Origin of the sequence: Streptococcus sp. CF7_Ac1-12 (assembly GCF_024295905.1) — a bacterium.
In the GTDB taxonomy this organism is placed as follows: domain Bacteria; phylum Bacillota; class Bacilli; order Lactobacillales; family Streptococcaceae; genus Streptococcus; species Streptococcus mitis_AP.
Genome location: NZ_JANCPG010000022.1, coordinates 13582 through 27731 on the forward strand (window position 1 = coordinate 13582; position 14150 = coordinate 27731).

Below are 14150 nucleotides of genomic sequence, written 5' to 3' on the forward strand. Positions count from 1 at the left end.
GCTTTCCTAAGCAGTTAGAGGAGAATTTTGCTATACTGATACTAGTAAGTGACAAAGGAGAGAAGCATGACCTACACAATCTTAATCGTAGAAGATGAATATCTGGTGAGACAAGGTTTGACCAAGTTGGTCAATGTAGCAGCCTACGATATGGAAATCATCGGTCAGGCTGAAAATGGAAGGCAGGCTTGGAAATTGATACAAAAGCAGGTGCCAGATATCATTTTAACCGATATCAACATGCCCCAGCTAAATGGTATCCAGTTAGCCAGTCTGGTCCGTGAAACCTATCCTCAGGTTCATCTAGTGTTTTTGACAGGCTACGATGATTTTGATTATGCCTTGTCTGCTGTCAAATTAGGTGTGGATGACTACCTGCTCAAGCCCTTTTCTCGTCAGGATATTGAGGAAATGTTGGGGAAAATCAAGCAAAAGTTGGATAAGGAAGAAAAGGAAGAGCAGTTACAAGATTTACTGACCGATAAGTTTGAAGGAAGCTTGGCCCAGAAAATCCATTCTCATCTAGCTGATAGCCAATTTAGTTTAAAATCTTTAGCCAGTGACTTGGGATTTAGCCCGACTTATCTGAGTTCTTTGATTAAGAAAGAGTTGGGCTTGCCTTTTCAGGATTATCTGGTGAGAGAACGTGTCAAACAAGCCAAGCTTTTGCTTTTGACTACAGATTTGAAGATTTACGAGATTGCAGAGAAGGTTGGCTTTGAAGATATGAATTACTTTACCCAACGCTTTAAACAGATTGCGGGTGTGACGCCTCGTCAGTTTAAGAAGGGGGAAGGTCGATGAAACGTTCGTCTCTTCTAGTTAGAATGGTTATTTCTATCTTTTTGGTCTTTCTCATTCTCCTAGCTGTGGTTGGGACTTTCTACTATCGATCTAGTTCTTCAGCCATTGAGGCTACCATTGAAGGCGATAGCCAAACGACTATCAGTCAGACTAGCCACTTTATCCAGTCTTATATCAAAAAATTAGAAACCACCTCGACCAGTTTGACCCAGCAGACAGATGTCCTAGCCTATGCTGAGAATCCCAGTCAAGACAAGGTAAAGGGAATTCGAGATCTATTTTTGACCATCTTGAAGGCAGATCAGGACTTGAAAGCTGTTGTGCTGGTAACCAAGTCTGGTCAGCTCATTTCTACAGATGACACTGTGCAGATGAAAACATCTTCAGATATGATGACTGAGGATTGGTACCAAAAGGCCATTCATCAGGGTGCTAAGCCAGTTTTGACCCCAGCTCATAAATCAGATAGTCAATGGGTTATTTCTGTCACTCAGGAACTTCTTGATGCAAAGGGAGCCGATCTGGGCGTTCTTCGCTTGGATATTTCCTATGAAACTCTGGAAGCCTATCTCAATCAACTCCAGTTAGGTCAGCAGGGCTTTGCCTTTATCATCAATGAAAACCATGAATTTGTTTACCATCCTCAACACACAGTCTATAGCTCAGCTAGTGAAATGGAAGCCATGAAACCCTACATTGAGACAGGGCAGGGCTATACGCTCGACCACCAATCCTACGTCAGTCAGGAAAAGATTGCAGGAACTGATTGGACGGTGCTTGGCGTGTCATCACTGGAAAAGTTAGACCAGGTTCGGAGTCAACTCTTGTGGACCTTGCTTGGGGCTAGTGTCACATCACTTCTTGCCTGTCTCTGCTTGGTGTGGTTCAGTCTCAAGCGCTGGATTGCCCCTTTGAAGGATTTGAGAGAAACCATGCTGGAAATTGCTTCTGGTGCTCAAAATCTTCGTGCCAAGGAAGCGGGTGCTTATGAACTGAGAGAGGTGACTCGTCAGTTCAATGCCATGTTGGATCAGATTGATCAGTTGATGATAGATGTTCGTATCCAGGAGGAAACGACCCGTCAGTACCAACTTCAAGCCCTATCAAGCCAGATTAATCCGCATTTCCTCTATAATACCTTAGACACCATCATCTGGATGGCTGAATTTCAGGATAGTCAGCGAGTGGTTCAGGTGACCAAGTCCTTGGCAACCTATTTCCGCTTGGCGCTCAATCAAGGTAAGGACTTGATTTGCCTGTCTGATGAAATCAATCATGTTCGCCAGTATCTCTTTATCCAGAAACAACGTTATGGGGATAAGCTAGAATACGAAATTAATGAAACTCCTGCCTTTGATAATCTAGTCTTGCCCAAGCTGGTGCTACAACCTCTAGTAGAAAATGCTCTTTACCATGGTATTAAAGAAAAGGAAGGTCAGGGACATATTAGAGTTTCTGTCCAGGAACAGGATTCGGGCTTGGTCATCCGCATTGAGGATGATGGAGTTGGCTTCCAAGCTGCTGGCGATAGTAGTCAAAGTCAACTCAAACGTGGAGGAGTTGGTCTTCAAAATGTTGACCAACGGCTCAAACTTCATTTTGGAGAAGATTACCAGATGAAGATTGATTCTGTCCCCTCAAAAGGAACGACAGTTGAAATATACATAAATAGAATAGAAACTAGCTAACTCCCAGTCAATTCTGGGAGTTTTATGCGTAATTGGGCAAGCTTTCTAGGTTGTCTATCTTGCTAAAAAGTAGAAAAAACGATATGATAGATAATGACAAAAGAGGTATCAAGTATGAAGGAAAAAGACATTCAAAGAGAAACAAGCCAGATTGTAAAAGATGTATTAGAAAAGGCCAATTTGAAGCAAGGATCTATCTTTGTTTTGGGTCTTTCTTCTAGTGAGGTGATAGGTGGTCAGATTGGCAAGGAATCCAGCCAAGAAATTGGGGAAATCATTGTGAAGAACATCCTAGATATCCTAGAGGAACAAGGAATTCATCTAGCCGTTCAAGGTTGTGAACATGTCAATCGGGCCCTCGTCGTTGAACGTCAGGTGGCTGAACAGTTTGGTCTGGAAATAGTTAGTGTCCTTCCTACTCTCCATGCAGGAGGTTCGGGTCAATTGGCAGCCTTCAAGTTGATGCAGGATCCAGTTGAGGTTGAATTTATCAAGGCTCATGCTGGATTGGATATCGGAGACACTGCAATTGGCATGCATGTCAAGCATGTTCAGGTTCCGATTCGCCCTCTTTTGAGAGAGATTGGGCATGCCCATGTAACGGCTCTTGCAAGTCGTCCAAAATTAATCGGAGGTGCGCGTGCGCATTATCCACAAGATTCTATTAGAAAGTCGTGAAAATGAGAAAAACAAAACAACAACTAGAAAAGATTACCAAATATTCGATTCGTAAGCTAACTGTTGGGGTAGGTCCTGTAGCCATTGGGGCCTTCCTTTTTGGTGCTGCTACCCTTTCAGTAGATAAGGTTCAAGCCAATGAAGTTGGCGGTGCTCATAGTGTTCATTACCGTTATTTGGCGGAGCAGGAATTGACCGAGTCTGAAAAAGCCCTGATTCACCATGAGGTTCCAACAGAATTTCAAGATGATGATATTCTTTATGTAGTTTATCGCAAGAAGGCAACTAACAGTCAACAACTTCCTTACACAGGAAGTAAAGAATTAGCCTTGGCAGGCCTTGGTTTGGCAACAGCTTCGCTAGCAGTCTTTTTGGTGTCTAAAAAAGGTCGCAAAGAGGTCCTAGGTGTTCTCTTGATTGGTTCTTTAGGAGCTAGCACTTTTGTACCTTATGGGACATTCGCATTTGAAAATAAAGAATTACTTTCTTATAACCAAACTATTTCAGCCTCTACACATGAAGGTTTGGCTGAAGGGATTATCCATATTGATGGCTATGAATACATTGGATACTTCAAGGAAGCAGAACTCCATCCATCAAGACCAGCTTCAGTGGAACAGTCTCAGTTGCCAGTAGAAAAGCAAAGTGCAAATGAAATCGAGAAGACAGAAGTAGTTCAAGAAACACCGACTGTTGCGCCAGAAACTGTCGTTGAAAAACCTGTGACAGCTCCTGCTATTGAAGAAAAAACAGTTTCTGAGAAGCCTCAAACTAGACAGGAAGAGAGCTTGGTAGAGATTCCGTTTGAAACAGTCACAAGCCCAGATGCGAATCTAGCAGAAGGACAGACTCGTATCGTCACATCCGGAGTAAATGGTCAGCGCCGCCTTGTAACCAAAGTATCGATGGTTAATGGTCAAGAAGTTAGAGAAGTCATCGAAGACCAAGTGGTTCAAAATCCTGTTTCGCAAGTCATTGCAGTTGGAACTAAGAAAGAAGAGCAACCTGCCCCAACTCCAACCCCACAAGCTGAACCAACGCATCAGGTAGCTAAAGGAACGCAAGAGGCAGGCAAAGAAGGTCAAGCCTTAACGCAACCAACCTTACCAGAGGCTCCAGTTGAATCAAAAGGGACTCAAGAACCAGGTAAAGAGGGCCAAGCTCTAACACAACCAGAACTTCCAGAGGCTCCAGTTGAATCAAAAGGTACCCAAGAGGAAGGCAAAGAAGGCCAATCTTTAACCCAGCCAGAATTGCCAGAAGCTCCAATCGAATCAAAAGGTACCCAAGAGGAAGGCAAAGAAGGCCAATCTTTAACCCAGCCAGAATTGCCAGAGGCTCCAGTTGAATCAAAAGGTACCCAAGAGGAAGGTAAAACTGGCCAAGCTCTTGTACAAGAACAGTTACCTGAGTACAAAGTAACTGAGGGAACCCTTGTTGAAACATCGACTACAGACTTAGACTACAAAACTGAGATGACTGAGGACCCAACCAAGTACACAGACGAAGAAACTGTCGTAAGAAATGGTGAAAAAGGTAGTCAAGTTACTAAAACAACTTATAAAACAGTAGAAGGTGTTAAAACTGACCAAGTTCTTTCAACTAGCACAGAAGTTACCAAGGAACCTGTAAACCAACAGGTAAGTCGTGGGACAAAACCAATTGAAGGAACTCTGGTAGAAGAAAGTATTGAAAAGATTCCATTTAAGGAAAAAGTTGAAGAAGATGATCAACTGAAAAAAGGCTTAGAAGTTGTAGCTCAAGAAGGAAAAGAAGGTCAGAAAAAAATCACCAAGACCTTTAACACCATCAAAGGAGTTAAAACAGAAGACGCTCCAAAAGTTACAGAGGAAATCCTTGAGGCACCTCAAGACAAAATTTTGAAACGTGGTACCAAGAGCTTTGAAAAACCAGTATTGACCATCACTGCAGTTGAACCTAAGGATTTGAAACGGACTTCAGATGTTAAATACAGTCTAGAAAATCCAAGCAAGGCAGCCATTAAATCTATCACCTTAACTCTGAAAAAAGGTGATGAGATTGTGAAAACCTTGAATGTTTCACCAGACGACCTGACAACTACCTTGACAGATTTGCAGTACTACAAGGATTATAAACTTGAAACTAAGATGGTTTATGACCGTGGTGAGGGTGATGAGGAAGAAGTTCTGAAGGAAGAACCGCTAAGACTTGACCTCAAAAAAGTTGAAATCAAAAATATCAAAGAAACAAGCTTGATGAGTGTGGACGCTGACGGTAACGAAACAGATACTAGTTTGCTGACAGAAAAACCAGCTGATGTTGCTCCACTTTACCTACGAGTGACAACTCACGACAACAAAGTTACACGACTTGCTGTTGACAAGATTGAAGAAGTAGAAAAAGACGGAAAAACTTTATACAAAGTCACTGCCAAAGCACCTGATTTGATTCAACGGAATGCTGATAACACACTTAGCGAAGAGTATGTTCATTATTTTGAAAAACAAAAAGCCAAAGAAGGTAATGTATACTACAATTTCAAAGAATTAATTGAAGATATGCAAAAAACTCCAAATGGTGAGTTTAAACTTGGTGCGGATTTAAACGCTGTGAATGTACCAACACCAAGTAAATCTTACGTGACAGCTAAATTCACTGGTAAGCTATCTAGTGAGGGTGATAAACGTTACACTATTCACAATTTAGCTCGTCCGTTATTTGCACAAGCTGAGAATGCTCATATTCACGACATCAATCTGGGTAATGTTGATATCAATATGCCTTGGGCGAACAAGACAGCACCGCTTGGTGAGATGTTTAAGAAGTCAACGATTGAAAACATTAAAGTAACAGGTAATGTTGTAGGTAACAATGACGTTACGGGTATGGTCAATAAACTGGATGAATCCAATATGCGTAATGTAGCCTTTATCGGCAATATTACAAGTGTAGGGAACGCAGGATGGTGGTCAGGTGGGCTTGTCAGCGAAAGCTGGAGAAGTAACACAGATAACTCTTACATTGATGCCTATATCAAAGGGAATAAAGCTAAGGTCGGTGGACTTGTTGCTAAATTGAATCATGGTGATAATCCGAGAGATGTTAGTGCATGGGGACGTTTGAAGAACTCTGTTGCAAAAGGTACGATTGATGTGAAAGAACCTCTTGAAACAGGTGGTTTGCTTCATTCTAACTGGTCATGGGGACTTGCTGAAAATAACGTTACTATGATGAAGGTGAAGAATGGTGGTGAGATTCTTTACGGTTCTCGTGATGCAGAGGATGATGATTACTTTGGTGCAAACTGGGTTCGAAATAATAATGTATTCGTTAATGGTGTAAGTGAAGGTAAACAATCCTATTCTCGTTCTAGTCGTTGGAAAGGTGTTTCCCAAGAAGAAGCTGATGCAAGAATTGCTAAAATGGGAATTACTGCACATGAATATACAATAACTGAACATTTTGTAGATAAGTTAAATCATAAGGAATCAAAAGCTGACACTTATAAATCTACTCAAGACTATGATGCATCTCGTGAGCTTGCTTACCGTAACATCGAAAAACTTCAACCATTCTACAATAAAGAATGGATTGTAAATCAAGGTAACAAGATTCCTTCAGATTCTAAATTACTGAATACAGAAGTATTATCTGTTACAGGTATGAAAGATGGACAATTTGTGACCGATTTATCAGATGTTGATCATATTATGATTCATTACGCTGACGGTACAAAAGAAGAAAAATCCGTATCACCTAAGGTTACATCAAAAGTGGCTCAAGTAAAAGAATATGCTATTACAGATTTAGGTGATGTCGTTTACACACCAAATATGGTGGATAAGAATCGTAACAAACTAATTGCTGATGTGAAAGAAAAATTAGCAAGTGTCGAATTGATTTCACCTGAAGTGCGTGCATTGATGGACAAACGTGATAAACCTGCTGAAAATAGTGACAATCATAAGAACAATTATATTCGTAACTTATTCTTAGAAGAAAGCTTTGACGAAGTAAAAGGTAACCTTGATAAACTTGTGAAAGCAATCGTTGAAAATGAAGACCATCAGTTAAACGGCGACGAAGCTGCAATGAAGGCTCTTGTGAAGAGAGTAGAAGATAACAAAGCAAAAATTATGATGGGTCTGGCTTATCTCAATCGCTATTATGGTTTTGCGTATGGTGATATGAGCATTAAAGACATCATGATGTTTAAACCGGATTTCTATGGTAAATCAACGAATGTCATCGACCGCTTAATTCAAATCGGTTCACGTGAACACTTCTTGAAAGGTGATAGAACACAGGATGCATATCGTGATGTGATTGCAAGTGCTACTGGTAAAGCTAACTTGCATGAATTCCTAAAATACAACATGGAATTATTCACAAATGATACTGATATGAACACTTGGTTCAAGAATAACATTGCGGATAATGCTTATGTTGTTGAGAAACAATCATCAAATCCAGATTTCGCTAATAAGAAATATAAACTGTATGAAGTAATTAACAACGGTCATCATGGACGTTATATCTTACCACTTCTTAACCTGAAGAAAGCGCATATGTTCTTAATTACGACCTATAATACGATTGCGTTTAGTTCGTTTGAGAAATATGGTAAGACAACCGAAGCCCAACGTGAAGAGTTCAAGAAAGAAATCAATTTACGCGCGCAAGAACAAATCAATTATTTGGACTTCTGGTCAAGACTTGCTGCGGATAACGTTCGTAATCAACTCCTTAAGAGTGAAAATATGGTATCATCAGCTATTTGGGATAATCACTTTGCACCAGACCTTGGTTGGGTTGACCGTATGGGACATACTAAGAACGGGGACTTTGCTCCGATTCGTGAATTCTATGGTCCAACAGGTAAGTGGCATGGTAACAACGGTATGGGAGCTTATGCCTATATTTTCCAAAATCCACAACCACAAGAAGCTGTCTATTATATTTTATCTAGCTTAATCAGTGACTTCGGAACGTCTGCATTTACTCACGAAACTACACATATTAATGATCGTATGGCCTACTTGGGTGGATGGCGTCACCGTGAAGGAACAGACGTTGAAGCCTTTGCTCAAGGTATGTTACAATCACCATCTGTATCAAATCCAAATGGTGAATATGGTGCCTTAGGATTGAATATGGCATATGAGCGTCAAAATGATGGTAAGCAATGGTATAACTATAATCCTAATATGCTAGATAGTCGTCAGAAGATTGATCATTACATGAAGAATTATAATGAATCAATGATGATGCTTGATTACTTAGAAGCTAATGCCGTTATTAAGAAAAATGAAGGTACAAATGATAAGTGGTTCAAGAAAATGGACCGAGAATGGCGTTCGAATGCTGATCGTAACAGTCTAAAAGGTGAGCCACATCAATGGGATAAACTTCGTGATTTAAATGATGAAGAGAAAAACATGAAGTTAACAACGATTGATCAATTGGTAAACAATAACTTTGTTACGAAGCATGGAATGCCAGGTAATGGACGTTACCGTTCGGAAGGTTTCGATTCTGCTTATCAAACAGTTAATATGATGGCAGGTATCTATGGTGGTAATACAAGTAGAAGTGCTGTAGGTTCTATTTCATTTAAACATAATACATTCCGTATGTGGGGTTACTTTGGTTACCTCGATGGTTTCTTAGGATATGCTTCTAATAAATACAAAGATGCTGCTAAGAAAGAAAACAACGGTTATGTTGGAGATGATTTTATCATTAAGAAAGTTTCAAATGGAAGATTCCAAAACTTAGAAGAATGGAAATCTGCTTGGTACCATGAAGTTCATGAGAAAGCTCAAAAAGGTTTTGTTGAAATTGAAATTAATGGTGAGAAAATTTCAACTTATGCGAGACTTCAAGAGTTGTTTGATGAAGCAGTTGAAAAAGATCTTAAAGGGAATGGATTTGGAAATACAGTTGGTCTGAAAGAGAAAGTTTATAAACAACTTTTACAAAAATCTAACGGATTTACTGGAGATTTATTCACTAAATAGTAGATAAGACTAGTATAATAAAAAGGTAGATCAGTTTTGACTGGATCTACCTTTTTGATGTTTTTGAAGTTCTTAAATGTTCATTTACAAGCATAATTATTGAATATATTTATAACCAAAATACTAGAAAATAGATTTTCAAAAAGTAAATGAAATGTCAGTCTGGGCTTTGTTTTATGGATTCTGTTCGAGTTCAAACAACTTGCAAAAATAGTTTAAAAATTATAAAATGAAATATAAAGTAATTTGTAAATACGCATAAAATTCAATATGATATAATGTGTACATAGATAAGAGAAAAGGAAATATTATAAATGAAGAACAAGCTTTCTGATAAGTCCCTTGAGAATCAGAGAAAAGAAAAAATCATGCGTTTCTCCATTCGTAAATATAGTTTTGGTGCAGCGAGTGTAGCGGTTGCTGCCTTTTTAATGTTTTTAGGAAATGGAGCAGTTGCAGCGGATCAATTGAAAGTAACTGAAGAGTCTTCTAGTAAAGTAGAGTTGGCTAAAGAAGGTGGGGATAAGACTGAAAAACAGAGTGAGTCCAAAATTAGTGAGCCGAAAATTACTAAACCAGAACTAGATAAAAGTCAACTTGCAAATTATATTGGTGAAATTGAAGGTAAGATTTCAAGTGGAGCTTACGCTAATAAGACTGAGGAAAGTGTAGCGAGTCTAGCTGCTGAGTTAGCTAATGCCAAAGCAACTTTAGCGAGCGCAAGCAGTCAAGAAGAATTGACGAGTGCCTATCAAAAACTGGTTACTACTGTTAACTCAAAATTACGAAATAAGCCGGTTGAGAAAAAAGAAATTGTTTCAACAGATACTACTGAGGGTAAAGAAACAGTTGGTATCAAAGCTGAGAATACTGAGAAACCATCAGAATCAAATGCGATTGAAAATACTGGTGCCAATGATCCGCGTAATGGAAGTGAAATTGAAAAGGATACAACATTCCGTGCAGCTGTCAATCAAGATCCAAAGGTAGACTTTACATTCTCCATACCAGATGAGAAGAAAATCTATATCTATAACGAAGAGCATTTTTCATTAGAAATTCCAGTTTATTCTGAAACTGGAAAAATTCGCTATGCAACGATTAAGAAAGGATCTAGACAAAGATTCCCTAATGTTGCAGGTACAGATAATGACTTGGATGTTGAATTTGGATTTACAGCTACTGTAATAAATCGTGCTGAAACGGCAGGGGTAACATCGGAGGCGAGTCAAGCAAATCCTGCGAAAATCGTCATTACAGGTCGTCCAAATGATATATTAAAAAAGAACAGAGATTACACAAAACAAGAAAACCAAACATTAAATGTTGGTACTCGTTATGTTCAAGTAGTTGATGACCAAGGTAGAGAAAATCTTAAAAAAGGTATGGATATAACGGATCCAGGATATTTCTACTTAGTATTAAAATCTCAAGCAAAAAAATACGCCTTAAGATCTCAACCTACAGATGAAAAGATTTCTGTAACTAGTTTGACAAATCCTACAGCAGAAGATTTAAAGAAAATCAAAGATAGTATTCAATTAGAATATTCAACAACAAACGAAGATGCACGATTTGCTGATAGACGTGGAACTTTAGTAGAACACCCAGAGGATGTTATTCAATCGGTTAATATCGTTGGGAATAATATTGTTGTTACATTTACAGATGGTTCTACGAAGACGAAACCAGTAAGTGAAATTGTACAAAAAAATGTTCCACCGGTTGTTAATCTACCGTATTCAAACGAAGCGAACAGAAATATTTATATCTATTCTGGAGAAGAGACAGACCTAACATTTACTGCAACGGATGAGTCTAAGATTAAGGACCTAAAACTTCGTGGCCCTGGTGACATTAACTATAATAATGCAACTAGTTTTGGTTTAGCAGTAGGAAATATTGTTGATAGCGCAGTAACAAGCGGAGCAGGTTCTGTTTCTGAAGATAAGAAGACAGCAACCATTAAAATGACTGGAACAACGAATTTAACTGCTGGGAAAAAATGGACAAGTGTTATCGTTGCAAAAGATGACAACAATGGAGAAAGTGCACCTTTTAACGGAAGAATTAATGCAACTACTAATCCTGCAGAACGTCAAAAAATTGAAGGTTATGTTGAGTTTGTTGTAAAAAATCAAACTACTAAATATGATATTAAGACTCCAGAAGGAACAGTTAGTGTAGTAGATCCAGCGAATGTAACTGCAGAAGAATTTGAAAAAATTAAAGAAAAAGTAAAAATTGAATACTCTCAAACTAACGATGATGCTAATTTTACTAGCAAGAGAGGACAAGCTGTAGACAATCAGGCGACAAGAATTTCTACGATTACAAAAGATGCTAATGGAAATCTTGTTGTGACCTATAAAGATGGTTCAACTGATACAAAACCTTTATCAGAATTCACAAGTTTAAATAAACAACCTGCAATTGACGCGGTTAACAAGGCTGCTGAAGATAAAATTGCAGAGATTAATGCTAATACAAACGTAACTGCAGAAGAAAAAGCAGCTGCAATAGAAAAAGTTAATGTCGATAAGGCGAAAGCTTTAACAGCAATTAATGATAACTCGGTAACGACAAAAGCAGCATTAGATAATGCCAAAACATCTGGGACAACAGCGATTAGCAATGATAATCCTGTAGCAACGAAGAAAGATACGGCAAAAGCAGCTATTGACTCAGCTTTAAGAGAGAAAGAAGCAGCCATCGATGCGAATAACGACTTAACGACAGAGGAGAAGAATGCAGCAAAAGCAGATGCACAGGCAAAAGCAACTGCAGCGAAAACAGCAATTGATAATGCGACAACAAACGCAGCAGTGGACTCAGCCCAAACGGCAGGAACAACAAGCGTAAGTTCAGTAACGCCAACAGCGGTAGCAAAACCAGCGGCTAAGAAAGCAATAGATGATGCACTTAAAGCGAAAGAAGCACAACTTGACGCTCGTGCGGACTTAACAGACGAAGAAAAAACAGCAGCAAAAGCAGATGCACAAGCAAGGGCAACAGCGGCTAAAAATAATATTGATACTGCAACAACAAACTCAACAGTAGATAATGCGAAAACTACAGGCGTTGCTGATGTGGAAAGCGTTAATCCGCAAGCAAGCCAAAAGAAAACTGATGCGAAAAATGCAGTTGATGAAGCATTAAAAGCAAAAGAAGCAGCTATAGATGCGAACAACGATTTAACAGCTGAAGAAAAAGCTAAAGCGAAGGAAGACGCAAAAGCTAAAGCTGATGCAGCGAAAACAGCAATCGACAACGCAACAACAAATGATGCAGTAACTCAAGCTAAAAACGACGGAGCAACATCAGTAGATTCGGTGACTCCAACGCCGGTAGCCAAACCCGCAGCGAAGCAAGCCATCGATGACGCATTGAAAGCTAAGAATGACGCGATTGATGCCAACAACGATTTGACTGCTGAAGAGAAAGCCAAAGCTAAGGAAGACGCTAAGGCAAAAGCCGATGCAGCTAAGCAAGCGATCGACAACGCAACAACAAACGATGCAGTAACTCAAGCTAAAAACGATGGGGCAGCAAGTGTATCTTCAGTAACACCAACAGCGCAAGCGAAGCCAGCGGCAAAACAAGCTATCGATGACGCATTGAAAGCTAAGAACGACGCGATTGATGCTAACAATGACTTAACAGACGAAGAGAAAACTGCGGCGAAAGCTGATGCGAAAGCCAAAGCAGACGCAGCGAAAACAGCGATCGATAACGCTACGACAAATGATGCAGTAACTCAAGCTAAAAACGACGGAGCAACAAGTGTAGACTCAGTCACTCCAACGCCGGTAGCCAAACCGGCTGCAAAACAAGCCATCGATGACGCATTGAAAGCTAAGAATGACACGATTGACGCGAACAACGACTTAACAGCTGAAGAAAAAGCCAAAGCTAAGGAAGATGCGAAAGCAAAAGCAGACGCAGCGAAGACTGCAATTGACAATGCAACCACAAACGACGCAGTAACTCAAACTAAAAACGCTGGAGTGACAAGTGTAACTTCAGTAACATCAACAGCGCAAGCGAAGCCAGCGGCAAAACAAGCAATTGATGACGCATTGAAAGTTAAGAACGACGCGATTGATGCGAACAACGATTTGACTGCTGAAGAGAAAGCCAAAGCTAAGGAAGACGCAAAAGCCAAAGCAGACGCAGCGAAACAAGCAATTGACAACGCAACAACAAATGCATCGGTAGAACAAGCTAAAAATGATGGAACAACAGAAGTAAACAATGTGAATCCAACAGCGCAAGCGAAGCCAGCGGCTAAAAAAGCGATCGATGACGCGTTAGTTGATAAGATTAAAGAAATCGAAGCAAATAACAACTTAACTGACGAAGAAAAAGCCGCAGCTAAGCAAGAAGCGCAAGCCAAAGCAGACGCAGCGAAACAAGCAATCGACAACGCAACAACAAATGCGGCGGTAGAACAAGCTAAGGCTGATGGAACAACAGAAGTAAACAATGTCACTCCAACACCAACAGCTAAACCGGCTGCAAAACAAGCCATCGATGACGCATTGAAAGCTAAGAATGATGCGATTGACGCAAACAACGACTTGACTGCTGAAGAAAAAGCCAAAGCTAAGGAAGACGCGAAAGCCAAAGCCGATGCAGCGAAGACTGCAATCGACAAGGCGACAACAAATGATGCAGTAACGCAAGCTAAAAATGACGGAGCGACAAGTGTATCTTCAGTCACTCCAACACCAACAGCTAAACCAGCTGCAAAACAAGCGATCGATGACGCATTGAAAGCTAAGAACGACGCGATCGACGCAAACAATGACTTAACAGACGAAGAAAAAACTGTAGCTAAGGAAGATGCAAAAGCCAAAGCCGACGCAGCGAAACAAGCCATCAACAACGCGACAACAAACACAGCGGTAGAACAAGCTAAAAATGACGGAGCAACATCAGTAGATTCGGTGACTCCAACGCCGGTAGCCAAACCAGC

At 40.0% G+C, this 14150-nt stretch carries 5 protein-coding genes; all 5 read left to right on the forward strand.

Annotated features, from left to right (window positions below):
- Positions 1–66: 66 nt before the first annotated feature.
- The gene (locus NMM17_RS09085) at positions 67–804 is read left to right on the forward strand and encodes a response regulator transcription factor (RefSeq protein WP_000222635.1); all 738 of its coding nucleotides are present in this window, start codon (positions 67–69) and stop codon (positions 802–804) included.
- Positions 801–2492 (forward strand): sensor histidine kinase, encoded by a 1692-nt coding sequence (locus NMM17_RS09090; protein WP_000831108.1) that lies wholly within the window; start codon positions 801–803, stop codon positions 2490–2492. The genes NMM17_RS09085 and NMM17_RS09090 overlap by 4 nt, the downstream gene beginning before the upstream one ends.
- A 114-nt stretch (positions 2493–2606) precedes the next feature.
- Positions 2607–3170, forward strand: coding sequence for a TIGR01440 family protein (locus NMM17_RS09095; RefSeq protein WP_000659515.1), 564 nt, complete (start codon positions 2607–2609; stop codon positions 3168–3170).
- A gap of 2 nt (positions 3171–3172) precedes the next feature.
- Positions 3173–9172: a ZmpA/ZmpB/ZmpC family metallo-endopeptidase gene (locus tag NMM17_RS09100; protein ID WP_254754303.1), complete on the forward strand. Its 6000-nt coding sequence runs from the start codon at positions 3173–3175 to the stop codon at positions 9170–9172.
- A gap of 314 nt (positions 9173–9486) precedes the next feature.
- Positions 9487–14150 (forward strand): DUF1542 domain-containing protein (locus tag NMM17_RS09105; RefSeq protein WP_254754304.1); only part of this gene is annotated, 4664 nt, incomplete at its 3' end.

Excerpts from the sequence above, each read along its gene's own strand:
- NMM17_RS09085 (WP_000222635.1), top strand. The coding sequence starts at position 67 with ATGACCTACACAATCTTAATCGTAGAAGATGAATATCTGGTGAGACAA.
- NMM17_RS09090 (WP_000831108.1), top strand. The coding sequence starts at position 801 with ATGAAACGTTCGTCTCTTCTAGTTAGAATGGTTATTTCTATCTTTTTG.
- NMM17_RS09095 (WP_000659515.1), top strand. The coding sequence starts at position 2,607 with ATGAAGGAAAAAGACATTCAAAGAGAAACAAGCCAGATTGTAAAAGAT.
- NMM17_RS09100 (WP_254754303.1), top strand. The coding sequence starts at position 3,173 with ATGAGAAAAACAAAACAACAACTAGAAAAGATTACCAAATATTCGATT.